The 24158-nt window shown below is 73.8% G+C and carries 16 protein-coding genes; 7 read left to right on the top strand and 9 right to left on the bottom strand.

The window, feature by feature from the left end:
* Positions 1-59: 59 nt before the first annotated feature.
* From ACJ9NR_RS30930 to ACJ9NR_RS30905, 6 genes are all read right to left on the bottom strand, one after another.
* Positions 60-7919 (bottom strand): aminotransferase class I/II-fold pyridoxal phosphate-dependent enzyme, encoded by a 7860-nt coding sequence (locus tag ACJ9NR_RS30930; RefSeq protein WP_412491432.1) that lies wholly within the window; start codon positions 7917-7919, stop codon positions 60-62.
* 11 nt (positions 7920-7930) lie between these two features.
* Positions 7931-9562 (bottom strand): D-alanine--poly(phosphoribitol) ligase, encoded by a 1632-nt coding sequence (locus tag ACJ9NR_RS30925; RefSeq protein WP_412491433.1) that lies wholly within the window; start codon positions 9560-9562, stop codon positions 7931-7933.
* 22 nt (positions 9563-9584) lie between these two features.
* Positions 9585-11507 carry an aminotransferase class I/II-fold pyridoxal phosphate-dependent enzyme gene (locus ACJ9NR_RS30920; RefSeq protein WP_412491434.1) on the bottom strand — a complete coding sequence of 641 codons (1923 nt, stop codon included), beginning with the start codon at positions 11505-11507 and terminating at the stop codon, positions 9585-9587.
* The gene (locus ACJ9NR_RS30915) at positions 11504-11764 is read right to left on the bottom strand and encodes an acyl carrier protein (protein WP_412491435.1); all 261 of its coding nucleotides are present in this window, start codon (positions 11762-11764) and stop codon (positions 11504-11506) included. The genes ACJ9NR_RS30920 and ACJ9NR_RS30915 overlap by 4 nt, the downstream gene beginning before the upstream one ends.
* An 86-nt stretch (positions 11765-11850) precedes the next feature.
* Entirely contained in the window at positions 11851-12114 is a 264-nt protein-coding gene (locus tag ACJ9NR_RS30910; RefSeq protein ID WP_412491436.1) for an acyl carrier protein, read from the bottom strand.
* Between the two features lie 49 nt (positions 12115-12163).
* On the bottom strand, positions 12164-13165 hold the full coding sequence (locus tag ACJ9NR_RS30905; protein WP_412491437.1) for a beta-ketoacyl-ACP synthase III: 1002 nt from the start codon (positions 13163-13165) through the stop codon (positions 12164-12166).
* Between the two features lie 409 nt (positions 13166-13574).
* Here ACJ9NR_RS30905 and ACJ9NR_RS30900 point away from each other — a divergent pair, with 409 nt between their 5' ends.
* The 7 genes from ACJ9NR_RS30900 to ACJ9NR_RS30870 all read left to right on the top strand — a co-directional run bounded on the left by ACJ9NR_RS30900 (position 13575) and on the right by ACJ9NR_RS30870 (position 19631).
* Positions 13575-13838 (top strand): acyl carrier protein, encoded by a 264-nt coding sequence (locus tag ACJ9NR_RS30900; RefSeq protein WP_412491438.1) that lies wholly within the window; start codon positions 13575-13577, stop codon positions 13836-13838.
* Entirely contained in the window at positions 13835-15067 is a 1233-nt protein-coding gene (locus tag ACJ9NR_RS30895; RefSeq protein ID WP_412491439.1) for a beta-ketoacyl-[acyl-carrier-protein] synthase family protein, read from the top strand. The genes ACJ9NR_RS30900 and ACJ9NR_RS30895 overlap by 4 nt, the downstream gene beginning before the upstream one ends.
* Before the next feature lie 76 nt (positions 15068-15143).
* Positions 15144-15587, top strand: a complete 444-nt coding sequence (locus ACJ9NR_RS30890; RefSeq protein ID WP_412491440.1) for a DUF6041 domain-containing protein — start codon at positions 15144-15146, stop codon at positions 15585-15587.
* A gap of 13 nt (positions 15588-15600) precedes the next feature.
* Entirely contained in the window at positions 15601-16491 is an 891-nt protein-coding gene (locus ACJ9NR_RS30885; RefSeq protein WP_412491441.1) for a DUF6206 family protein, read from the top strand.
* Between the two features lies 1 nt (position 16492).
* Positions 16493-17278 (top strand): 4'-phosphopantetheinyl transferase family protein, encoded by a 786-nt coding sequence (locus ACJ9NR_RS30880; RefSeq protein WP_412491442.1) that lies wholly within the window; start codon positions 16493-16495, stop codon positions 17276-17278.
* Positions 17279-17291: 13 nt separating this feature from the next.
* Positions 17292-18539 carry a nitroreductase family protein gene (locus ACJ9NR_RS30875; RefSeq protein ID WP_412491443.1) on the top strand — a complete coding sequence of 416 codons (1248 nt, stop codon included), beginning with the start codon at positions 17292-17294 and terminating at the stop codon, positions 18537-18539.
* 417 nt (positions 18540-18956) lie between these two features.
* Complete coding sequence (locus ACJ9NR_RS30870) at positions 18957-19631, top strand: LuxR C-terminal-related transcriptional regulator (protein WP_412491444.1); 675 nt, start codon at positions 18957-18959, stop codon at positions 19629-19631.
* A gap of 30 nt (positions 19632-19661) precedes the next feature.
* On the opposite strand, the gene ACJ9NR_RS30865 is transcribed toward ACJ9NR_RS30870, so the two are convergent.
* The 3 genes from ACJ9NR_RS30865 to ACJ9NR_RS30855 are packed head-to-tail and all read right to left on the bottom strand — an operon-like array spanning position 19662 to position 24141.
* A complete protein-coding gene (locus tag ACJ9NR_RS30865) occupies positions 19662-20000 on the bottom strand; it encodes a RedY protein (protein WP_412491445.1) in 339 nt (112 codons plus the stop codon).
* A gap of 50 nt (positions 20001-20050) precedes the next feature.
* Positions 20051-21229, bottom strand: coding sequence for an L-prolyl-[peptidyl-carrier protein] dehydrogenase (redW, locus tag ACJ9NR_RS30860; protein WP_412491446.1), 1179 nt, complete (start codon positions 21227-21229; stop codon positions 20051-20053).
* Positions 21226-24141 (bottom strand): beta-ketoacyl [acyl carrier protein] synthase domain-containing protein, encoded by a 2916-nt coding sequence (locus ACJ9NR_RS30855; protein WP_412491447.1) that lies wholly within the window; start codon positions 24139-24141, stop codon positions 21226-21228. The genes redW and ACJ9NR_RS30855 overlap by 4 nt, the downstream gene beginning before the upstream one ends.
* Positions 24142-24158: the final 17 nt, after the last annotated feature.

The raw sequence follows: 24158 nt of genomic DNA, 5'->3' as shown, positions 1-24158 counted from the left end.
TCACAGTCCTCGGTCGTCGCTGTGCGTCGGTCTACGGGGGCGGGTCGTCGCGGCCGGTCTCAGCGCGGCACGTGCCGGCGGCCCTCGGGCGAGTTGAGCCAGGCCAGGGTGAGGTCCATGCCTTCCTGGAAGCCGACCTCGCTCTTGAAGCCGAAGTCGTCGCGGGCCCGGTCGATGGCGTAGGACTGGTCGCGGTCGAAGAGGTGGACGGCGTGCCGGGTGAGCACCGGGCGGGACTTGAGCCCCAGGGCGCCGTAGAGCTTCTCGGACGCCGTGGCCACACCGCGGGCCAGCGGCGTCGGCAGGCTGAAGGCGGGCGGCCTGACGCCCAGGCCGTGCGCCAGTGCCTCCACGTACTCGCGCCAGGTCGTCAGGTCGCGGTCGCGCAGGTTGTACGCCCGGCCGGCCGCGGTCCCGGAGGTGCAGGCGGCGATCATGCCGTCGACGAGGTTGCCGACGTAGACGAGTCCGGCCGGTACGTCGCCCCGGCGGATGTAGACCATCTGCCTGCTCAGCAGGAGCGTCGCGATCTCGATCACGAAGTCCTTGCTGCGCGGGCCGTAGACCGAGACCGGCCGGACGACGGTGAGGGGCAGTCCGGCTCGCTCGGCCGCCTCCCGGACGGCGCGCTCGCCGAGCACCTTGCTGCGGTTGTAGGGGAGCCCGATGTCCCGCAGTTCGGCGGACTCGTCGCAGGGCGTGACCGGATAGCCGTAGACGTCGGTGGTGCTGACGTGCAGGAAGCGTTCGACGGTGCCCGCGTGGTGCGCGGCCTCGACGAGCCGGCGGCTGCCGTCGACGTTGACGCTCCGGAACTGCTCCCAGGGGCCCCAGTCGGCCGACATGCCGGTGCAGTTGTAGACGTGCCGTACGCCCGCCGTGGCGCGGCGCAGGCTGTCGGGGTCGCCGAGGTCGCCGGTGGCGATCTCCACGTCGGCGCCGTCGAAGGCGGAGCGGTCGCTGCCGTCCCGGACCAGTACCCGTACGCGGTGGCCGTGTTCGGCCAGCCGCCGGGTCAGGTGCCCGCCGATGAAGCCGCTCGCGCCCGCGACCAGCACGTCGGGGCCCGAGTCGGGGACGGGGCCCGGTACGGGGCGCGCGGCGGCGTCCGGCACGGTTTCTGACGGGTTCTCGCCGGGTGCGGTCTCGTCCGCCGCCCCGGAGGCGGTGGCCGGGTTCGCGGTCGGGTGGTCTGCCATGGCACGCCCCAGGAGGTCGAGGGAATGGAGCAGGTCTTCTTCGCTGTGGTCGGCGTTGATGAAGAAGCGCAGGCGGCACTCGTCGCGGGCGACGGCCGGGTAGCCGATGGGCATCACGTTCACGCCGCGCTCGAGCAGCGTGTTCGACAGCGCCATGGTCTTCTCCCAGTCGCCGATGACGACCGGGATCACCGCGGACGCCCGGGACACGCCGATGTCGAGACCGCGGGCCCGGGCCTCGTCGCGGAAGTACTCGGCCAGGTGCCGTACCCGGGCCACCCGCCGCGGGTCGTCCCTGACGACCCGGATCGCCTCCAGGGCCGCGGCGGTGTTGGCCGGGGAGATCCCCGTGCTGAAGATGTGCAGGGGAGCGGTGAACCTCAGGTACTCGATGAGCGGTTCGCGGGCCGCGATGTAGCCGCCGAGGCTGCCGAGGGCCTTGCTCAGCGTGCCCATCCACAGGTCGACGTCGCGGCGGTCGACGCCGAAGTACTCGCCGATGCCCCGGCCGGTACGGCCCAGCACGCCGATGGAGTGGGCCTCGTCGATCATCAGCATCGCGCCGTGGCGCTTCTTGACCTCGATGAACCGCAGCAGGTCGGGGAGGTCGCCGTCCTGGCTGTAGGCGCCCTCGATGAGCACCAGCGCCCGGCGGTGGCCCGCCCGCAGCGACCCCAGCATCCGGTCCAGGGCCCGCCAGTCGTTGTGCGGGAACGGCCTGCGCCGCGCCCCGGACAGGATGCAGCCGCGGACGGCGCTGTCGTGGATCCACTCGTCGTGCAGGACCAGGTCCTCGGGGCCGAGGAGGTGGCCGATCGTGGCCACGTTGGTGGCGTGGCCCCCGGCGAAGACGATCGCGGCCTCGGTGCCGAGGAAGGAGGCGATCTCGGCGTCCAGTTCGTGGTGCAGCGGCGTCTCGCCGAACAGCAGGGGCGTGGCCGAACTGGACGTGCCGTAGCGGTCGATGGCGTCCTGCGCCGCCTTGCGCACGCGCGGGTGGTGGGAGAGCGCCAGGTAGTTGAAGGAGGCGAAGTTCAGCACGCTGCGGCCGTCGACGGTGGCACGGCCGGCGTTGTGCCCCTCGTGGACGCGGCCGTACGGGTTGGCACCGCTCGACCCGGCCTGGCGCAGCCTGCCCTGCAGCTCCGCGTACTCGGCCCACTCCTCGAACTCCCGCTCCTGCCGGACCGCCGGGGCCGGTACGGCCGCCGGGGCCGGCGCGGTCGCGGCGTCGGGGAGGCGTTCGGGCGGGGGCGCGGCGCTCGCGGCCGGGGCGGCCGTCTCCGCGCCGAGCAGGCCGGCCAGTTCCCGGACGCTGGGGTCCTCGGGGAGGTCGTCCCGGTAGGTCCGGAGGCATCCGGGGTAGTGCCGTTCGAGCGCCCGCTGCAGTTCGGTGCGCATGAGGGAGTCGAAGCCGAGGTCCCTGCCCAGGCGCGCGTCGAGGGGGATCTGGTCGACGGGGAAGGAGCACACGGCCGAGACCTGTTCGAGGACCACCCGGCGCGCGTCCCGGCCGCCGGCGGGCCCGGCCGCGGCCTCGTGGCCGTCCCGGGCGACGGGATGCGGAACGGGCTGCCCGGCGGCCTCGTCGTGCTCGTGCCGGGCTGCCATGTCGGGTGCGGGATGCTGTGTCACGGCCGGGGCCTCCTGCGGGGGCGACGTGAACCAGTACGACTGCCTCTCGAGGACCGTGTGCGGTACGGGCACACGGGCTCGCCGGTGTCCCTCGTCGAGCGCCGCCCAGTCCACCTCGCCGCCGGCGCAGTGCAGGCGGCCGAGCGACTGCAGGAGGGTCCCCCAGTCGCCGCTGCCCGCCGGACCGCCCCTGCGCAGCGAGGGAAGCCACAGCGCCGGGTGCTCGTCGTCCGGGGGCGTCGTCGTGCGGGCCAGGTTGAGCAGGGTGGGGTGCGGGCCGATCTCGACGAAGGCGTCGCAGCCCAGCCGGCGCAGCGTGCCGAATCCGTCGGCGAAGCGGACCGTGCCGAGCATGTGCTCCACCAGATCGTCGGCGCCGATGCGCCCGGTGACCTGCTCGCCGGTGGCGTCAGAGATCCACGGGATGGCCGGCTCGGCGAACCGCACGGCACGGGCCGCCTCCCGCAGCGGCCCCGCCGCACCGGCCATCAGCGAGGAGTGGAAGGCGTGCGAGACGGCCAGCGGGCGCACCGCGACGGACCGCTCCTGGAGCAGGTGACGGGCCTGTTCGATCTCCTCCCGGGCACCGGAGAGGACCAGGTGGCCGGGCGCGTTGACGGCCGCCACCGAGACGGAGGGGAAGCCGCCGGCGACCGAGCGGATCACGTCCGCGGCTCCGGCGCAGGCGGCCATCGCGCCGTCGCCGGGCTGCTGGTCCATGTGCCGCCCGCGCAGCGCCGCCAGCGTCAGCGCGTCCTGCAGCGACATCACTCCGGCCACGCACGCGGCGCCGTACGCCCCGATGCTGTGGCCGAGCAGCGCGGCCGGCCGCACCCCCAGCGACATCCACACCTCGGCGAGGGCCACCTCGAGCGCCACCAGCGCGGGCTGGCAGTGGCGGGTGCCGCGCAGCCGGTCGCCGCCCGCCTCGGTGAAGAGCAGGTCCGGCAGCGGCAGCCCGATGAGCGGCCGCAGCACCTCGTCCGCCCGGTCGAGGGTGCGGGCGAAGCCGCTGTGGGTCTCGTACAGCCCCTTGCCCATGCCGGTGTACTGGGTGCCCTGGCCGCTGAAGAGGAAGGCCACCTTCGGTGCCGGGCCGGTACGGGCCCGGTCGCGGACCACGGCCGTCGACGCCTCGCCGCGTACCAGGGCGTCGAGCGCGGCGTCCAGCGCCTCGGCGGAGCCGCCGGTGACGACCGCGCGGTGGCCGAGCCGGGGGCGGCCCGTGTTCGCCGTGCGGCACAGGTCCGCGACGTCGGCGTCCGGATGGGCGGCCAGGTGGGTGCGCCACCGCCGGGCCAGTTCGGTCAGGGCCGTCGGCGTGTGCCCCGAGAGGCACAGGGCGTGCACCGGGCGCTTCGGCGCGGCCGACTCGCCCGGGGTGGTCCCGGGGGCCGCTTCGAGGACCAGATGGGCGTTGGCGCCGCCGAACCCGAAGGAGCTGACGGCGGCCCGCGCCGGGGTCCCCTCCGCAAGGCGCACCGGCCGCGTCGGCACCTCCAGCGCGGCGCCCGGCAGCAGATGGCGGTTGGGGGTGCGCAGGTGCAGGGTCGGCGGCACCCGGCGGCGGCCCACGACGAGCGCCGCCTTGATCAGGCCGGCGATGCCCGCGGCGGCCTCCAGGTGACCGATGTTGGTCTTGACGGAGCCGACGAGGCAGGGCCCGCCCCCGGCGCGGTCACGGCCGTAGACGGCGGCCAGGGCCTCCCACTCGACGGGGTCGCCGAGCGGGGTTCCGGTGCCGTGGGCCTCGACGTAGTGGATCGCCGCGGGCGGCAGGCCGGCCTGGTCCAGGGCCCGCTCGCAGACGGCGCGCTGCGCCGAGGTCCGCGGCGCCGTCAGGCCGTTGCTCCGCCCGCCGTGCCCGGTCGCCGAGCCCCGGATCACGGCGTGGATCCGGTCGCCGTCGGCCAGGGCGGCGGAGAGCGGCTTGAGCAGCACCAGTCCCGCGCCCTCACCGCGCACATAGCCGCTCGCGGAGTCGTCGAAGGAGCGGCAGCGGCCGTCCGCGGAGAGCATGTTGCCCGCGGCGAACGCCACGGAGAGGCCGGGTGTCACCATCAGGTTCACCCCGCCCGCGAGGGCCGCCGAGCACTCCCCGCGGCGCAGGCTCTCACAGGCGAGGTGGACCGCCAGCAGGGAGGAGGAGCACGCCGTGTCGACGGCGAGGCTCGGGCCGTGCAGATCGAGGGTGTACGAGAGCCTGTTGGCCGCGATGGAGTGCGCGTTGCCCGTGGCCGCGTGGACGTCGATCGCGGCCGGCCGGCTCATCTGCAGTTCGGAGTAGTCGTGGCTGCTGATGCCGACGAAGACCCCGGTGGCGCTGCCCGCCAGCCGGCCCGGGTCGAGCCCGGCGTCCTCCAGGGACTCCCAGGCGACTTCGAGCAGCAGCCGCTGCTGCGGGTCGGTGCGGGCGGCCTCCCGTGCCGACATGCCGAAGAAGCGGGCGTCGAACTCGTCCACCGCGTCGAGGAAACCGCCGTGGGCGGGCGCGTCGACCCGGTCGGCGTCCCAGCGGCTGCCCGGCACCTCGGTGATCGCGTCGCGGCCGTCCATCAGCAGCCGCCAGAAGCTGTCCGCGTCGGGCGCGCCGGGGAAGCGGCAGCCGATGCCGACGATCGCGACCGGCTCGGCGGCGCCCGGCTCCGCGGCCCGGCGCGCGGCCGGTTCCCGGGCTTCGAGGGGGGCGCCGGCGGGCAGGGCCTCCGCGCGGTGCGGGGCGCCGGCCGCCGCGGTGGTGGGGGCGGCGAGGTGACGGGCGACGGCACGCACCGTCGGGTGGTCGAAGACCGCGCCGGTGGTGACCTCACGGCCCGTCAGCGAACCCAGTTCGTGGACGATCTCCACCGCCTGCTTCGAGTCCAGCCCCAGGGAGGCCAGTGGCCTGGTCGCGTCGATCGCCTCCTCCGGCAGTCCCAGGCGGGCGGCGATCCTCCGTACCAGCCAGCCCTCGACGTCCTCCGGCCGGCCGGGCCCGGCCGGCTGTGCGGCCTCGGAGGGCGCGGGGGCGGGCGGCGGCGTACCGCCGCCGGGCCGCTCGCCGAGGAACAGCGCGATCAGCGTGTCGACCCGGGGGCGCACGAGGAGTTCGCCGAACGGGATGGCGGTGCCCAGCCGCCGCTCCAGCTCCCGTACGGCGCTCAGCAGTGCCGGGTGGTCGAGGTCCAGTTCGGCGAAGGTCCAGTCGGTGATGTCCGGCGCGTCGTCCGCCGGGGCGGCTCCGGTCAGTACCTCGGTGACCGCGTCGATCACCTGCCGCCCGCGCCGGTCGGCGGGAAGGCCGGCGAGTGCCCCGCCGGGAGCCGGGGGCTGCGCGTCCCGGGTGACGCTGGCCGCGACCGCCGTCAGCCGCAGGTCGACGAAGTCCCGTTTGCACGCCTGGCGCTGGATCTTCCCGCTGGTCGTCTTGTGCACGGTCGAGCGCTTGAGCAGGACCACGGCGTGCGGCGTGACGTCGTGCGCCTCGGCGATGGCGGTGCGCAGCCGCGCCAGCAGGGCGGGGGCGTCCTCGACGCGCCGGCCCTCGACCTCGTAGGCGACGACCATCTCCTCGGCGCCGTCCACCTCCACCGAGAACACCGCTCCGCTGCCCGCGCGCAGGCGCTCGTCGGTCTGCTCGACGGTGAGCTCGATGTCGTGCGGGTAGTGGTTGCGGCCCTGCACGATGACGACGTCCTTGGTGCGCCCGACGACGTACAGCTCTCCCTCGCGCAGGAATCCGAGGTCGCCGGTGCGCAGGTGGGGCGTGCCGTCCTCCCCCTCGACGCGGGCCCTGAACGCCTCGGCGGTGGCCGCGGCGCGCCGCCAGTAGCCGTGGGCGACGTTGCCGCCGGAGATCCAGATCTCCCCGATCCGGTCCGGCGAGGTGATCCGCCGCCGGGTGGCCGGGTCGACGATCGCGACCTGCACGCCGTCGACGGCCGGGCCGCATCCGACGACCTCGGTCACCCGGGCGTCACCGGTCGCGGCCACGGGCCGCACCGTGCCGTCCCCGAGGGCCCGGGAATCGAGGGTGCCGACGGTGGGCGCCGCGTCGGCGCGCACACCGGTCACCATCAGCGTGCCCTCCGCGAGGCCGTAGCACGGCAGCAGGGCGCTGCGCCGGAAGCCGCGGGAGGCGAAGCGGTCGGTGAAGCGGCGCAGCGTGTCCGCGCGCACCGGCTCGGCGCCGTTCAGCGCCAGCCGCCAGTGGCTCAGGTCCAGGCCCGCGCACTGCCGGTCGGTGATCCTGCGCACGCAGTGCTCGAAGCCGAAGTTGGGTGCGACGCTGGTGGAGGCGCGGGTGTCCGACAGCGTCCGCAGCCACAGCAGCGGCTGCCGTACGAAGGACATGGGCGCCATCAGATGGGCGGGGAACCCCCCGTAGAGCGGGGTCAGGATGCCGCCGATGAGGCCCATGTCGTGGTACGGCGGCAGCCAGGAGACCATCGCCGAGGCGGCGTCGTGCCCGAGGCGCCGGTGGATCGCGCGGAGGTTGTGCAGCAGGTTGTCGTCGCCGACCATGACGCCCTTGGGGGACGACGTCGAGCCCGAGGTGTACTGCAGGAAGGCGGGCGTGTCCCCGCGGGGACCGGGGTCACGCCAGTCGTCGGCGCCGGTGGTGTCGAGTGCGTCGGTCACCAGCCAGCGCAGACCGCCCAGGCCGAGCCTGGCGAGCTCGTCGTGCCGGTCGCCGACGAAACGGGAGATCTCCCCGGTCGTCACCGCGTGCGTGGCCCCCGCGTCCCGGGCGATGGCGGCCAGTCGCGGCATGCTCTGCCCGAACCGCCGGGTGTCCGGGGGATACGCCGGTACGGCCACGGCTCCCGCGTACAGACAGCCGAGGAAGGCGGCGATGTAGTCGAGGCCGGGCGGGTGGAGCAGCAGGACCGGCTTGCCGGCCAGGCCCTCGCGGCCCAGCGCGACGGCCACCGCCCTGACGCGCGCGTCGAGTTCGCGGTAGGTGAGGGACTCGCCTTCGCCGCCGGCGCCGGTGAGGAAGCGGTACGCGAGGGCGTCCGCACGCTGTTCGCAGTGGTGCCGCAGGAGCCCGGCGACGGTCCTCGGTTCCTCGCGCCGGAGAGTGCCAGTAGGGCCTTGGTTCATGAGCGTCTCCGTCACTTTCCGGGCAGGGCCCGCGCCGGCCGGGCCGGGCCGGGCGTCTCGCACAGCCGCCGGTAGTCCGTCTTGCCGTTGGCGTTGCGCGGGAGCTCGTCGAGCCGGGTCGCCGTCTGCGGGAGCATGTACCGGGGCAGATAGCGCGCACAGTGCCGTTTGATCTCGATGAGCGCCGGTCCGCGTCCGCCGTCGCGGGGCGTGTAGTAGAGGGCGATCCGCCGTTCGGGGCTCCGGGCGTCGACGACGACGGCCGCGGAGGCGATGTCCGGGTGCCGCAGCACGGCGGCCTCGATCTCTCCCAGTTCGACCCGGTAGCCGGAGAGTTTGACCATGCGGTCCCTGCGGCCCCGGTAGACCAGCTCGCCCTGTTCGCAGCTGACGAGGTCCCCGGTGGCGTGGCGGCCCTTCCAGTGGTCGGCGGCCGCGGGCTCCGACTCCCTGCGCCAGTACCCGGGCGTGACGCAGTCGCCCTCGACGACCAGCTCCCCGACGGCGTCCGGGCCCTGGAGCGCCCGCCCGTCCTCGTCCACGACCGACACCCGGGCGCCGGGGACCGGGCGGCCGATCGGTACGGGCTCCTCCCGGGCCAGGTCCTCGGGGCGGACCCGGTGGTAGGTGCAGACGTTGGTCTCCGTGGGGCCGTACAGGTTGTACAGCCGTGTGGCCGGCGGGAGCAGCGCCGCCAGTGCCCGCAGCTGCCGGATCGGGAAGACCTCGCCGGCGAACAGGACGTGCCGCAGCCCGCGTGCGGTCTCCGGGGTCAGCGCTCCCGACGTGGTCAGCAGGTGCAGCACCGACGGCACGGAGTACCACACGGTGACGCCGTGCTCGCGGATGCCCGCGGCGAGCGCGCCGGCGTCGCGCGCCTGGTCGTCGGCGACGATCCAGAGCCGGGCGCCGGCCGACAGCGCGGTGAAGAGGTCGAAGGTGGACAGGTCGAAGTTGAACGAGGCGTGGTTGGCGAAGACGTCGTCCGGGCCCACCGGCAGCTCGGCCCGCGCCCACCGGATGAAATTGGCCAGGTTCCGGTAGGTGATGCGGACGCCCTTGGGCGTGCCCGTCGATCCCGAGGTGTAGAGGATCGACGCGAGGTCGTCGCGGTCCAGCGCGGGCAGGAACACGACGTGCCGCGCCGCGCGGGCCGCGAAGCCCTCCCAGGTCTGCGGGGCGATCCGGCCGCCGTCCGCGGCGGCGCAGGCGGGCCGCGGTTCGGGTGCCGTGCCGTGGCAGACCACGATCGTCCTGACCGAGGCGGGCAGTGCCCGGTCCGCCAGCCGCTCCCAGTGGTGGGTGTCGGTGAACAGGGCCACCGGCTCGCAGTCGGCGAGGATGGTGCGGACCCGGTCCGCCGGCTGGCCGCCGTCGAGGGGGACGTAGGCGCATCCCGCCTGCAGGGTGCCGAGGACGGCCTCGGCGTAGCGCGGCTGCTTGTCCATCCAGATCGCCACCCGGTCGCCGACCGCGGCCCCGGCGCCGAGCAGGCCGCAGGCGAGGGAGGCGACGCTCCTCTGCAACTCGCCGTAGGTCACGGTCCGTTCGCCCACCAGGGCCGGGCGGGCCGCCTGCCGGGCCGAGAGGGACCGCGGCAACCGGATCAGCGCCGTGTCGGACTCGCTCGTCGTCTGCGTCATGCCTGCTCCCATCACCGTTGCCTCAGGCCGCCGAGGGCAGCACACCGACCTCGCGGGCCGCCTCGACGAAGATCCCCGCGGCCTCCTCCAGGTCCCCGCGCGTGTGCTCGGAGGTGACGCTGACGCGCAGCCGGGCGTCGCCCAGCGGTACTCCGGGGAAGACCACGGTCTGGCAGTACAGGCCGCGGGCGCGCACCGCGCGTCCCATCTCCATGGCCTGGCGCTCGTCGCCGATGACGATGGGCAGGATGGCGCTCTGCGTGTGCTCCAGGTCGAAGCCCGCGTCGGCCAGCTGCCCGCGCAGCAGGCGGATGTTGGACCACAGCCGGGTGATCCGCTCGGGCTCGGCCTCGATGACGTCGATCGACGCGATCAGGCCGGCGGCCACGCCGGCCGGGATGTTGGCGGCGAACACGTAGGAGTTCGAGTAGAAGCGGAGGTACTCGACGACCTCCTCCTCGCCGACGACGAAGCCGCCCATGCCCGCCAGCGCCTTGCTCATCGTGCCGAGTTCGAGGTCGACCTCGCCCTTGAGGCCGAAGTGCTCGGTCGTGCCGGAGCCCCGCTCGCCCAGGACGCCGGTGGCGTGGGCGTCGTCGATCATGATCCGGGCGTCGTACTCCCTGGCCAGACGGACGATCTCGGGCAGGTCGCAGATGTCGCCGTGCATGCTGAACACGCCGTCGGCCACGATCAGCCGGCCCCCGGACCCCTCGTCGGCGCGTTTGAGGATGCGCTCCAGGTCCGCCATGTCGTTGTGCTGGTAGATCTTGCGGATGCCGCCGGAGAGCCGGGCGCCGTCGACGATGCTCATGTGGTTGAGCCGGTCGACCACGAGGGTGTCGTAGCTCTTGACGAGGGCGGAGATCGCGCCGAGGTTCGCGGCGTACCCGCCGGGATAGACGATGCAGGCCGGACGCTGCTTGAAGGCCGCGAGCCGGCGTTCCAGCTCCTTGTGCAGGACGTTGGTGCCGCCGATGAAGCGGGAGCCGGTGTGGGTGGCTCCGTAGGCGCGGGTGGCGTCGCAGACCGCCTCGATCACCCGGGGATGGTTGGCGAGCCCGAGGTAGTTGTTGGAGGCGAACATGAGGAACTCGCGTTCGCGGCCGGCGAGTTCGTCGAAGATGACGGCCCGGTTGCCGCACCGGGACCGCAGGGGCATCCCGTACCAGTAGAGCCGCTCGGCCTCCCGCCGCCGCAGATACGACCCGAAGCTGCGGGTCTTGGCGAACAGGTCGCGGTCGCGCTCCTCCACGAAGTCCTTCATGGAGCGGCCGTCCCACTCCGCCGTCTCCGGGCCGGGCCCCCGGCCCGCCCGCGGCCCGGAGGGTGACCCGCCGCCGGCGGCGGGCGCGGGGCTCGCGCCCGCCCGGGCGGCACGCAGTTCGGCGGCCATCCCGCGCAGCGACGTCGCCGTGAGCGAGTCCCGTACGCCGTCGCCGAGGGCGAGTTCCGCCACGGCGTCGGCGACGATCGAGGCCAGCACGACGGAGTCGATGCCGAGCTCGCTCTCGAAGTCCGCGTCGAGGGCCAGTTGGTGGCGCTGGTACTGGGTGTGCCGCTGCGCCGCGGCGACGACCGTCTCCAGCACCGCGTCGCCGTCCCCGGCTCCTCCGGCGCCTTCCGCGCCCGCCGTGCCTTCGCCGGCGACTCCGCCGGCGTGGGGCGCGGCCGGGCCGGCACCGCCGTCCAGCGACTCCGCGACGGCGTCGACGAGTTCCCGGATCGTGGCGGGTCCCGCGGCCAGGGGCGGGCGCAGGCCGAAGTGCTCGTTGACCGACGTCAGGATGGATTCGAGGATGACCGAGTCGATCCCGAGGTCCGCCTCGAAGTGGCTGTCGGGCAGCAGGTACGACTCGTCGTACAGCGTGCGCGAGGCCACGATGTCCACGACCTGCCGGTGGACGCCTTTCCGGTGCGTCCCGTCCCCCGCGGAGTCCGTCATCGGACACCCTCCCTTTCGCCCTGGAGCCGTTCCACGAGTGACGTGATCGCGTCCACGGTCCGGAAGTTCGCCGGGGAGACCTCGCGCAGCGGGACGGTGATGCGGAAGCGGTCCTGCAGGTAGTGCACGAGGTCGAAGATCTCCGCGGAGTCGATGATGTTGAGTTCGGCGAGGGGGACGTGCGCGTCGAGCCCGTCGGCGTCGCCGTCGAGCCAGACCTCGGCGATGTGGTCGATGATTGACTGCTGGGTGCTCATGGTCGTCCTCGGCTGTGTGTCCGGCGGCCCTCGGCCTGGTTGCTACGGGGCGGCGGCGGTGGCTGTGGCGGATCGTGCGGGTGCGGTCATGAGGAGGCCGTGGAGGAGGAGGCCGCGGAGGTGGTGTGCCGCTCCAGGAGCTCCGCGACCTGGGCGACCGTGTCGCCGGGCGAGGCGGCGTCGTCGTCGATCTGGACGCCGAACTCCGACTGGATCACCAGCAGCAGTTCCACCAGGAATAGGGAGTCCATGTCGAGGTCCTCGAACGTGGTGTCCGGCCCGATCTCGGCGCGGTCCACCTCGAAACGGCCGACGAGAAGATCGACCAGCCTGCCGTACATCGCACTCATGGCTGAGCTCCTGCTCTGTCGTGGTCGGTCACCGACCGGATGCGGCCGGTCAGGGTCGGTCCAGTCGCGGCCAGGTCAGCACCGTCGACCCCCAGGTCAGCCCGCCGCCGAACGCGGTGAGCAGCACCCGCTGCCCGGGTCTGAGCACGCCACGGGTGTGCGCCTGGTCCAGCGCGAGGGGGATGGACGCGGCCGCCGTGTTCCCCACCTCGGCGATGTTGCTGAAGCACCGCCGCGCGGGAAGCCCGAGCCCCTCCGCGACGTGCTGGGTGATCCGGGAGTTGGCCTGGTGGCTCACCAGGTGGTCGACGTCCCCGGCGCTCCAGCCCGCCCGGTCGAGCACGGCCTTCGCCGAGCCGGTCATACGGCGCACCGCGTGCCGGAAGACCTCTTTGCCCGACATGGAGAAGTACTGCTCGTCCGCGCGCGGCGGCTGTCCGGACAGGCGCTGCCGCGAGCCGCCCGCGGGCACGGTGATGAGTGCCTCGCCCTCCCCGTCGCTGCCCAGGTCGAACGGCCCGAGCGCGCCGGCGTCCGCGCGGGAGCCGGCGCGCAGGACCACGGCTCCGGCCCCGTCCCCGAAGATCACGGTGGTGGACCGGTCGTCCGGGTCGAGAAGGGTCGAGAAGGTCTCCGCGCCGATCACCAGGACCCGGTCGGCCACCTCCGCCATGATCAGGCCCGCCCCGGTCGCCAGGCCGTACACGAAGCCCGTGCACACGGCGGAGACGTCGTAGGCGGCCGTTCCCGTCATGCCCAGACGGGCGGCCACGACCGGAGCGGTCGCCGGGCAGGGGCGGTCCGGCGTGGTCGTGGCCACGATCACGGCGTCCACGGCGGACAGGCCCGAGCACTTCAGTGCCTCGGCGCCCGCGCCGACGGCGAGGTCCGACGTCGCCGTGCCCGGCGCCGCGACGTAGCGCTGCGCGATACCGGTCCGCGAGCGTATCCAGGCGTCGGAGGTGTCCAGCCGCCGCGCCAGCTCGTCGTTGGGCACGGCCCGGGCCGGCAGGCAGCTGCCGACGCCGGCCACGACCGCGGCCCGGTTCACCGGACACCGCCGGGCGAGCCGGAGGGTGCGACGGTACCCGGCTTCGGCCTGTCCGCACGGCGTGCCACCACGTGCGCTCCTCGTCTTCCGGGTCCGATGCGCTGTCCGGGCGATTCCGGGTCCGGCGCACTGTCCGGGCCGAGTCTTGCCCGGGGGCCTTACCGATGGCTGACCGCGCGCTGACCGATGGCTTACCGGGCACGTCGCCGCGGTCCGGGCGCCCTCCGGCGCGTCCGGTTCCCGCGAACGCCGAGGTCGCGGCCGGTCAGCGAGTCGTCAGCCATCGGTCAGTGCACAGTCAGCCCCGCGGCCCAGACTCGGTACGACGAACTCCCGGCACGCGAATGCGCGTTCGCCCCCGCTCCCCGCGGAGCGCGGGACGGGCCACCGGAAAGGCAGGGCGCATCCCATGAGTGCGATGTACGGCAGGCTGGTCGATCTTCTCGTCGGCCGTTTCGAGGTGGACCGCGCCGAGATCGGGCCGGACACCACGTTCGAGGACCTCGACATGGACTCCCTGTTCCTGGTGGAACTGCTGCTGGTGATCCAGTCGGAGTTCGGCGTCCAGATCGACGACGACGCCGCCTCGCCCGGCGACACGGTCGCCCAGGTCGCGGAGCTCCTGGAGCGGCACACCACCTCCGCGGCCTCCTCCCGCACGGCCTCCTCATGACCGCACGCACACCGCCCGCCACGGCCGTCACCGGGATCGGGCTGGTCACCGCCGCCGGTATCGGTGCCGACGCCACCTGGCGGGGCGTGTGCGCGGGCAGGTCGGCCGCGGCGCGCAACCCGCTCCTGGCCGGCCTCCCCGTGGACATCTCCTGCACGGTGCCGGGTTTCTCCCCGCGCGAGCACGTCGGGCGGCGCAGCACGCTGACCCAGGACCGGTTCATCCAGCTCTCCGTCGCCGCGGCGCGCGAGGCCGTCGGCGACGCCGGGCTGGACCCGGGGACGTGGGACGGCGCCCGGGTCGGGGTGGTCGTGGGGTGCGGCCTGGGCGGCGTGGCGACGTGGGAGGCCCAGCACCGGCGGATGCTGGACGACGGCCCCCAGGCGGTGTCGGCGCTGCTGATCCCGATGCTGGTGCCCAACATGGTCGCCGGCCACCTGGCCATGGACCTGCGCGCGACGGGCCCCAACCTCGTCACGGCGACGGCCTGCGCGTCCGGGGCCACCGCCATCGGCACGGCCCTGCAGCTGCTGCGCGACGACAGCTGCGACGTCGTGCTCGCGGGCGGCGGCGAGGCCGGCGTGAGCCCCCTCATGGTGACCGGCTTCGCCCAGATGGGGGCGCTGTCGAGGCGGCTCGACGAACCCGGCGCCGCCTCACGGCCGTTCGACGCGGACCGCGACGGGTTCGTCATCGGCGAGGGCAGCGGCATGCTGGTCCTGGAGCGGGAGGCCGACGCCCGGGCCCGTGGCGCGCGGGTACGGGCGAAGGTGGCCGGCTACGGGGCGTCGGCCGACGCCCACCACATGACCGCTCCGGACCCCGAGGGCGCCGGCGTCGTCCGGGCCCTGCGCACGGCGCTGGCCGCGGCGGACGTGATGCCCGACGAGGTCGATCACGTCAACGCCCACGGCACGTCCACCCCGCTGAACGACGCGGCGGAGGCACGGTCACTGCGCAAGGTCCTCGGCGAGGGTGCCGTGGTGACCTCCGCCAAGGGCGTCCTCGGGCACACGCTGGGGGCGGCCGGCGCGATCGAGGCGGCGCTGACCGTGCTCACCGTCGAGCACGGCGCCGTTCCTCCGACGGCCAACCTGCGGCGGCTCGATCCCGGGATCGAGCTGGACGTGGTCGCCGGGCCCCCGCGCCGGTGCGACGTGCGGGTGGCGGTGAGCAACTCCTTCGGCTTCGGCGGCCAGAACGCCGTCCTGGTCCTCACGGCCGCGTGAACCGCGGGCACGGCCGACAGATCTTGTCCGGAAAAACCACCGGCCGGCGGGCCATGACATCGGAAGAATCCGACAGGTGACCAAACGAATCCTGGTTCTTCAGCGCATCGTGGGCGTCCTCTACATCATCGCGGGCGTCGGCAAGTTCTTCCCGCAGATCGAGTCGGTGAAGCAGCGTCTGAACGACGCCGCCGACGCCAACCACGGCGTCGCCGTGATCGGCGCCTTCACCGACTGGCTGGCGAAGTACCCGACGGGCGTCACCGTCTTCGTCGCGGCGGCGATGATCTCGAGCGGCCTGGTGCTGATCCGCAACCGTGAGCTGGTGCTCGCCGCGCTCTACGGGCAGTTGGTGATGCTCGTCTGCTTCGTGATCATCCTGGTCGGCAGCGTGCCCCAGATCCTCGTGCTGGACGCCGCGTTCTTCGCCGCCGCCATCTACCTGATCGTGGTGCACCGCCGTGCCCAGGCCGGCGTCTCCCCCGTCCCCGCCCAAGCCGGGACGGACACCGACACGTAAAGGCGCGATGCCCATGTCCTTCACCGTTCCCCACGCCGAACTCGACCGCCTGGAACACCGCGTCCAGGCCGCGCTGCGCACCGCCGACGACAGCGCCCTGGACATCCTGGGCCACGGCGAGGTCACCCTGGTGCTCCGGCTGCGGACCGACGACGGCGCCTACGCCTGCAAGCGGCTGCCGGTCTTCCCCGACCGGGCGCGCTTCGAGAACTACCGGCGTGGCCTCGACGACTACCTCCGGCGCCTGGCGGACAGCGGACTGAACGTCGCGGACACGCGGTTGTGGCACGCCCACCGGCCGGGCGGGCGGGTCGTGGCCTACTGCGTGCAGCGCGAACTGCCGGAGCGGCGGCTGTGCTCCCGGCTCCTGCACACCGAGGACGAGACATGGGCGAAGGACTTCTTCTCCCGCTTCCTCGACCAGGTGGACCGGACCGTGTCCCCCTCCCTCGGGCTGGACGCCCAGGCCTCCAACTGGGTCGACACCGGCGGTGAGCTGGTGTACGTGGACGTCACCACGCCGCTCATGCGGGACGAGCGGGGCCGGGAGAAACTCGACGTCCGGCTCTTCTTCACCTCGCTGCCCTGGGTGCTGCGCGACGCCGTACGGCTGTCGATGAGCAAGTCGATCTTCGACAAGTTCTACGGCACGCGCGGCGTGCTCCTGGACTTCCTCGGCAACCTCCACAAGGAGCGGCTGGACGCGCTGATCCCGGCCTTCCTGGAGCAGGCCAACGGGCGCCTCACCGAGCCGATCACGGCCGCGGAGGTCGCCGCCTACTACCGCGGGGACGCCCGGATGTGGGAGCTGATCCAGCGGCTGCGCGCGGCCGACCGCTTCTGGCACTTCAAGGTGCTGCGCCGTCCCTACCCCTTCCTGCTGCCGCCACCGGTGGATCGCTGACGTGCGCACGGTGAGGACACCACCGGTCCGCGCCGCCCCGCCCGGACTCGACGACCGCCTGGCCCTCGATCCGGCACGGCCCCTGTACGTCTGCCACGTGCGCGGGCCGCTGACCCTCGCCGTCGTGTCGATCGCCTGGCTGCGGGCGGGCGGCGAGCAGACCCGTGCGGCCCTCGAGTCCCGGCACCTCGGCGCCGCCGAGAGGGCGCAGGCGCGGCAACTGCGCCTGCCCAAGCGGCGCTTGGAGTGGCTGGCGGGGCGCCTGGCGCTCAAGCACGGGGTGTGCGCCTACCAGGGGCGCCACTTCGGGACACGGCCCGGCACCCGCGACGTCCGCGTCAGCGCCGTCACCGGCGGTCTGCGGGCCGGCAAACCGCAGGTCGACCACCCGGTCCAGGTCGGGCTGTCGCACTCGGTGGACTTCGCCGTCGCCGTGTGCGGTCCGCGTGCCGTCGGCATCGACGTCGAACGGGTCCGCCGGATGCCGCCGATGCTCACCGCGCTGCTCAGCTCCCCGCCCGGCGCGGCGGACACGGGATCCGGCCGGCTGCGGGCCATGCCGCCGTCGCTGCGCTGGGCGTGCAAGGAGGCGGTGCTCAAGCACTTCGGCTTCGGCCTGCGGGTGGACCCGGGGGAGGTGGAGCTGACCGGCTGGCGTGCCGACGGCCGCTTCTCGTGGCGTGCGGGGCCGGCTCTCAGGCGGCACGTCCCCGAGGGCGACGGGCCGCGGTTCGACAGCTGGGCACGTGAAGTCGACGGCTACTCCGTGGCGTTGGTGTGGCGATAGGAGTTCAGCGGCAGTGACATCGACATCCGGGTCCCGGTCCGTTCCCGCGAGCCGGGGCGTGGCCTTCGAGGACGCGCTCCACTCGGCGGCCGAGATCGCCGCCCGCAGCCCCTCGTCGCACAACTGCCAGCCCTGGGCCGTCGGCTGGCCGACGGGCACGCTCGCCCGGCGCGCCGCGGCGGCGCTGCTCGGGCGGCCCACGGCCGGCGAAGGCCGTCCTGCCGGGCGGGACGACGGCGAGTTCCTCGTCCTCGCCCTGGACCGCGAGCGGCGGCTGTCGGCGCTCCCCGCGCACGGGACCGAGATGCTGCTCAGCTGCGGCGCGTACGGGCAGATCCTGACGCGCGCCCTGGCCGCGCAGGGCTGGCCGGCCGACGGCGTCCGCTTCCTCGATCCTGCGCCGGGGGGACACGGCCCGGCGGACGGCGCCCCCGGCCGGATCTTCGGCGACCGGTGGCCGGATGCCTGGGTGCCGCTGTGCGTCGTCCGCCTGCGCCGGGGGCACGCGTCCGCGCGGGACCTCGACGAACTGCGCGGGACCGTGCGGGCCCGGCACACCAACCGCGGCCCCTACGACGTGGCCGGCATCGACCCCGCCGTGCTCGCGGGACTGCCGACGGCGCGACCGGGTCCGCCGTCCCTCCTGACGGGAACGGAGCACGGCCCCGAGGTCACCGTCCGCCATGTGGTGGCCGACGCCGAGCGCGCCGCGGTCGCCGACCTCGTCTCCCGGCACGGCGGGCGCGACTTCAGCCACCGCCTCGCCTGGACGGAGACGTACTCGTTCGTACGCCGCGACGAGGCGGAGGCGGCGGCGCGCGGTGACGGGTTCTCCCTCGGCCAGCTCTTCGGGCCGCTGTCGCCGCCGCGCCGGTTCGGCATGCGGATCGCCCTGGCGCCCCCGACCATGCGGATCCTGCGGCACGTCGGCTACCACCGGATCCTCGCCCGTCAACTCGCCGCCGTGGTACGGCACTCCCCCGCCGTCGTCGCCCTGTGCTTCGGCCAGGAGGAACCCGGTGCCGGGTCCGTCGTCCGGGGCGGCGCCGTGCTGGCCGACTACTGGCTGGAGGCGACCCGCGCCGGGCTGGCGCTGCACCCCGTCAGCGTCCTCCTCCAGCACGACGACGTGCGGGCCGAGTTGGAGCGGCGGCTCGGCCTGCCCGGGCGGGCGTTCTTCGTCAGCCGGCTCGGGCGCGCGGTCTCGGCGTTCCCGCCGTCCCAGCGGCTGGCCGCGCCGCGAGCGCTGCGCCGCGTATGACGTTCCGCCGCCGCGCGGCGGTCGGCAATTCGCCCACGGGGCGGTGAAGCCGGTCCCGGGCGGGGCGGGCGGGTTGTTCGGGCGGTGACCTGTCTTCCGAATGCGGTGCAGCCGCGTCATCCCGTGCTAGCCTCAATAAGCTGCTTATATGAAATATTGCACGGCCGAAAAACGACCACCGCATTCGGTCGTCGCAAGCAGCAAGGAGTGTCGGAAGAGCGCTTAGGCGCCCTCTCGGGGGAGGCACGAACTTTGCACCACCACAACCGAACAGAACCGAAAGCCGCCTGCCGGTTCTTCCGGACGGCCCGCCTGGCCGGCGCCCGCTGAGGGCACCTCTCACCAACGTCACATCCCGGGCCGTAACGGGTGAACCACCCATGCACCCGCTCGGCCCCACCTCAGGGGAGGCAGTCGGTGAACATCCGCGTACTCGTCTGCTGCGAGGATGCGATCCTGGGCGCGGGAATGCGGGCACTGCTCGACCAGCAGCCCGACATCACCGTGATCGGCAACACGACCGGCGCCGAGTCCGCGGCGGCCGCGGCGCGGCAGGAACCGGACGTCCTGGTGATCGTGTCCCCCTCGCTGACCGTGGAGCACAAGCGGGAACTCGCCGCCCTGTCCGCCGACACGAAGGTGGTCCTCATCGCGAAGGCGGAGAACGCGCCGCGCTCCATCGAGGCCCTGCGGGTCGGCGTCCAGGCGGTCCTGACCCCGGGCAGCTCGGCGGACGAACTGGTCCACGTACTGCGCACGGTCAGTGTCGGCGGGGCCATCGTCCTGCCCGAGGAGGCCAGGTCGAGCCTCCACCACCTGCCCGACGAGGGGCCGTCGGCGTCCGCCACGTGCCTGGTGGCCGCCCTGACACCACGGGAGTCCGAGGTGATCGTCCTGCTGGCCCAGGGGAAGTCCAACGCCGAGATAGCGGAGAAGATGTCCGTTTCCACGGCGACGGTACGCTCCCACGTCCACCACTTGCTGAGGAAACTCGGGGTCGGGACACGCGCCCAGGCGGTGGCCGTCGCCTACGAATCGGGCCTCATCTCCGCTCTCGGACGGAATTCCATCCCTCCGGACCCAGTCGACTGAAGAGAATTCAGTATGTGTTTCAACCACACTTCACCGTCGCTGTGCCCGATATCCGTCCCCGATCCGTTCTCCGGTCACCTCGTCGACGACTTTCGCCATTTGGCCGAATTGCACGACGAGTTGTTGAAACCGCGAGCTTTTCATGTCCCGCTCGAACTCCTCGCGGCTGCTCACCTCGATGATCTCGAAGTAGCCGGGATCCTCGGCGCCGGGCGCCCCGGCGGAGGCGTCCACCACCCGCTGGACACCGAAGGCCAGCACACTGGGCAGGTCGGGACATGCCGCGTAGTCGACCTCCCGCACCCACCTCTCGAAGCGCCCGGGTGCGACGCCGTCGTGCAGTCGTATCCGGTGAACGATGATCGCCAAGGGAAACCTCCGTGTCCGAGGGGTGGTCGGGTGCCGTGGGCGGGCCCGGATCAACGCCGGCGGTTCGGCCGGCGGTTGCTCCCCAGCCCCAGCGCGCGTGCGACGTTGTTCTTCTGGATCTCGCTGGTGCCGGAGAAGACGCGGGCGGGCAGGGCGTCGCGGAGGAAGGTCTCGGCCTCTCCCCCGACCATGCCGAGGCCGCCCCGCACCTGGACGGCGTCCAGGCCCAGTTGTACGGCGGCCTCGCTCACCGCGAGCTTCGCGAGGGCGGGCGCGATCTCGTCCTGGTCGCCCCGCGCCAGGCCCCGGGCGGCCTTGTACAGCAGGAGCCGGGCGGACTCCAGGCGCAGCGTCATGTCGACGATCCGGTGGCCGACCGCCTGGAAGCCACCGATGGGGGAACCGAACTGCTCGCGCTCCTTGGCGTAGGCGATCGTGGACTCCAGGACGCGTCGCATCGCGCCCAGGTAGATGGCGAACAGACAGACGCGCTCCCACTTCATGGACGCGGAGAACACGGTCGCCCCGGCCCCTTCGGTGCCCAGCACCCGGCCGGCCGGGACGACGCACCCGTCGAAGTGCACGTCGGCCGTGGGCGATCCGCGCAGGCCGACCTTGTCGTAGGGCGCTCCGACGCTCAGCCCCGGGGTGCCGGCCTCGACGACGAACGCCGTCAGGCCGAAGAAGCCGCCGCTCGGCTCGGTCGCCGCCTGGACGACGAAGACATCGGCGACGGGCGCGTTCGTCGTGAAGCACTTGCTGCCGTGCAGGACGTACTCGTCCCCCTTGCGCTCCGCACGGGTGCGCAGGCTCAGCGCGTCGGATCCGGCCTCCGGCTCGGTGATGCCGTGCGCGGCGATCAGCTCCCCCGAGCAGAGCCCGGGCAGCCACTCGCGCTTCTGCTCCTCCGTGCCGAACTCCACGACGGGCATCAGCGCGGCGAACAGATGGGCGGCGACGGAGAACGCGAAGCCGGTGTCCTCACCGCCGTAGCCCAGCGCCTCCATCACGGCCGACGAGGCGACGGCGTCCAGGCCGCTGCCACCGTAGTCGGCGGGCACGGCGCCGCCCACCAGCCCCTGTTCGCCCGCGCGCCGCCAGCGCCGCCGGAAGCCGGCCGTGTCGAACGGGGCGCGCGCCGTATCACCCCGGCCGGCGAGCTCGCGCTGGGCGAACGCGACGACCATGGCACGCATCTCCTCGGTGTCCGCGTCGAATTCGAGGTTCATCGTCCGTCCAGGTGTTCTTCGATGAGTACGTGGTAGTTGATGCCCCCGGTGCCGAAGGAGCTCACCGCCGCGCGCCTCGGCAGGCCGGGCTGCCGTGTCCACTCGGACGGCTCGGTCGACACGGCCGCCGGGATGGCGTCGAGGTCGAGTGCCGGATTCAGCGTGCGGAGGTTGGCGTTGGGGGGCAGCGTCCCCGCCCGCATGGCGAGCAGCGCGCGCAGCAGGCCGGCGCTGCCGGCGGCCGCGAACGTATGGCCGAAGAACGACTTCGCCGAGCCGATCTCCAGGGGCCTCGCCCGGGGCTCGCTGCCGTAGATCCGGGCCGCGGCGGCGATCTCGACGCGGTCTCCGACCTTGGTTCCGGTGCCATGGGCCTCCAGGTAGTCGACGGCCGACGGCCCGAAGTCCACCTCGGCGAAGGCCCGCCGCATGGCCAGCAGTTGCCCCTCCACGTCGGGGGCGATCAGGGACCTGGCGTCGTTGGACGCGCCCGTGGCCCGGATGAGGCCGACGATGTCGTCACCGTCGCGGCGGGCGTCGCCGTACCGCTTGAGCAGGAAGAGGCCGCAGCCGTCGCCCGGGCTGAAGCCGTCGGCGGCCTGGTCGAAGGGGGCGATCCGGCCGTGCGACAGCAGCCCGAGCGCGGAACAGAGCACCATGTCACGTGTGTTGCAGGCCAGCTCGACGCCACCCGTCACGGCGAAGTCCGCCGTGCCGAGCCGCAGGGCCCCGACGCAGACGTCGAGCGCCGCGAGGGACGACGCACACGCGGCCTCGACCCCGACGGGCACGGCGTCGAGGCGGTACTCATGGGCGATGAGCGCGGCCACGCCACTGGCGAGGCAGCCGTCGAGAAAGCCCGGTGACAGCGCGTCGTCGTCTCCCGTCCCCGGTGACTTCTCGCGTACCGACGCCAGCAGGGCCTTCCTGCACAGCGGGGACAGACCGTCCAGAGCGGCGAGCCGTCCGGTCTCCTCGTCCCAGGACTGCAGGGACAGCCGTGCGTTGGCACGGCGCTCGCGCGTCAGACCCAGGTTGGTGCCGATCGCGACCAGCCCCCTGCCGGTGAGCCGCCCGGCGGCACCGCGCGCGCCCGGATCCCCCGCCGGGTACGGCGCCCGTCCCCGCAGCAGTTCGGCGGCGACGGCGAGCGCGAGGCGCTGTGTGTCGTCCAGGGCCGTGTGCCGCGCGGGGACGATCCGCACATCGCCGGGTGGCTCCTCGGGCACCGGCACATGGGCGCCCTGGTCGGTGTAGCTGTGGGTGAGGCTGAGGGCACCGGGCGCGTGGTACAGGCGCCGCTCCAGTACGGACTCCGGCACCGGGCCGATGCGGGTCCGGCCGGAGCTGACCACCTGCCAGAAGCCCTCGGCGTCTGGCGCGCCCGCGAAGCGGCCGGCGAGAGCCACCACCGCGATCGGCTCCGGGCGCCGCACCGGGGCCGCAACGGCCGCGGTCCGGGCGGGGCCGGGCCGGGCGGGGGCCGGCCCGGGCGAGGCGTTCGGGCCGGCCGGCCGCCTCGCTCCGCCGGTGCCTCCGGCGGCGTCGCCGTCGGCGTCCCCGGCGTACTCCTGCAGGACGAGGTGGCAGACCGTCCCGGTGAACGAGGATCCGTGCACCACCGCGCGGCGGGGCGCGGCGTCACCGCCCGCCGGCCACTCCTCGCTCGGGGACGGCGGCGCGAGTGCCGTGCCGGGCGCGCCGCTCCCGGCGGCGCGGCCCGGTGCGCCGCGGGGCGGGATCCGCCGGTGGTGCAGGGCGAGAGCGACCTTGCTGACGGCGGCGACCCCGGCGTTGGCGAAGGTGTTCCCGAGCCGCTCCCGCACACTGCCGAGGGCCAGGCCGGCGGGAAGGGCGCCACCGTGCAGCCCGGCCAGCGCCTGAAGTTCCGGCTCGGCCTGCGGGCCGAGGGGCACGCCGGCGCACTCCACGTACGTCACCGACCCGGCGCTCACCCCGGCGGCGCGCAGTGACGTCTGCGCGAGCGCACGGCGCAGCCCGGCGGAGCGGGAGGGGCGGAAGGCGCCCGGACGGGAGTCGTGGCGCACGGAGGAGTCGAGGATCACGGCGTAGACGCGGTCACCGTCCCGTACGGCGGTGGACAGCCGTTTCAGCAGCAGTGCGCCGACGCCCTCGCCGACCCGGTCGTACGTCTGCCCGGGCAGGCCGGCGCCCATCGCACCCGGGAGTCCTCCGGCGCGCAGGGCCCTGGTGACGACGGGGCTCTCCCACCGCTGTCCGGCGACGACGAGGACCGCGTCGGAGACCTCGCGGCGGAGGTTGTGCACCGCGTGGTCGATGGCCAGGAAGGAGGTCGCCTCCGCCGACTCGAGCGCGAGCGTCCGTCCGTGCACCTTGAACGCGGTGGCGATCCGGGCGGGGATCGTGCTGGCCATCTCGCCCACCCGGTCGTGCGGGGAGGCTCCCAGGCGCCGTGCCGTCCGCGACCGCAGCTCCTCGGCGGCGGCCCGCGCGGCCGCCTCGTCGACTCCCGCCGCCACCGCCGCCCGTTCGACCTCGTGGGCGTAGCGGCCGGCCTCGATCCGCAGCGCGTTGGCCTGCTGGCGGTCCAGGCCGAAGCAGGTGCCGGTGATGACATCGGTGCGTTCGGCGGGCAGCGGGCGCCGGGGGTGTCCGGCGTCGGAGAGGCACTGGCGTGCCGCTTCCAGCATGAGGACCTGCATCCGGGCCATGGCCCCGGCCTGGGCCGGCGGAATTCCGAACCGGGCCACGTCGATGTGCAGGTCGTCCAGACCGCGCGTCACGGCACCGCCCGGACGTTCCCGGTTCAGTAATTCCCAGTATTCCTCAGGACCCGAAGCGCCGGGATACAGCGCCGCAATCCCCACGATCGCCATGGGCTCCTTCGGGAATGCGCTCTCTTCGGGGCGCGATTCCGAATCGGACGGCATGATGCGACCTCTCCTCT

The organism is Streptomyces sediminimaris (assembly GCF_047049295.1).
GTDB classification, from domain to species: domain Bacteria; phylum Actinomycetota; class Actinomycetes; order Streptomycetales; family Streptomycetaceae; genus Streptomyces; species Streptomyces sediminimaris.
This window is presented reverse-complemented; position numbering and strand designations above follow the sequence as displayed.

Bases quoted from the DNA above. Each gene is read 5' to 3' on its own strand.
- ACJ9NR_RS30930 (WP_412491432.1), bottom strand. From the start codon at position 7,919: ATGAACCAAGGCCCTACTGGCACTCTCCGGCGCGAGGAACCGAGGACC.
- ACJ9NR_RS30925 (WP_412491433.1), bottom strand. From the start codon at position 9,562: ATGACGCAGACGACGAGCGAGTCCGACACGGCGCTGATCCGGTTGCCG.
- ACJ9NR_RS30920 (WP_412491434.1), bottom strand. From the start codon at position 11,507: ATGACGGACTCCGCGGGGGACGGGACGCACCGGAAAGGCGTCCACCGG.
- ACJ9NR_RS30915 (WP_412491435.1), bottom strand. From the start codon at position 11,764: ATGAGCACCCAGCAGTCAATCATCGACCACATCGCCGAGGTCTGGCTC.
- ACJ9NR_RS30910 (WP_412491436.1), bottom strand. From the start codon at position 12,114: ATGAGTGCGATGTACGGCAGGCTGGTCGATCTTCTCGTCGGCCGTTTC.
- ACJ9NR_RS30900 (WP_412491438.1), top strand. From the start codon at position 13,575: ATGAGTGCGATGTACGGCAGGCTGGTCGATCTTCTCGTCGGCCGTTTC.
- ACJ9NR_RS30895 (WP_412491439.1), top strand. From the start codon at position 13,835: ATGACCGCACGCACACCGCCCGCCACGGCCGTCACCGGGATCGGGCTG.
- ACJ9NR_RS30885 (WP_412491441.1), top strand. From the start codon at position 15,601: ATGTCCTTCACCGTTCCCCACGCCGAACTCGACCGCCTGGAACACCGC.
- redW (WP_412491446.1), bottom strand. From the start codon at position 21,229: ATGAACCTCGAATTCGACGCGGACACCGAGGAGATGCGTGCCATGGTC.
- ACJ9NR_RS30855 (WP_412491447.1), bottom strand. From the start codon at position 24,141: ATGCCGTCCGATTCGGAATCGCGCCCCGAAGAGAGCGCATTCCCGAAG.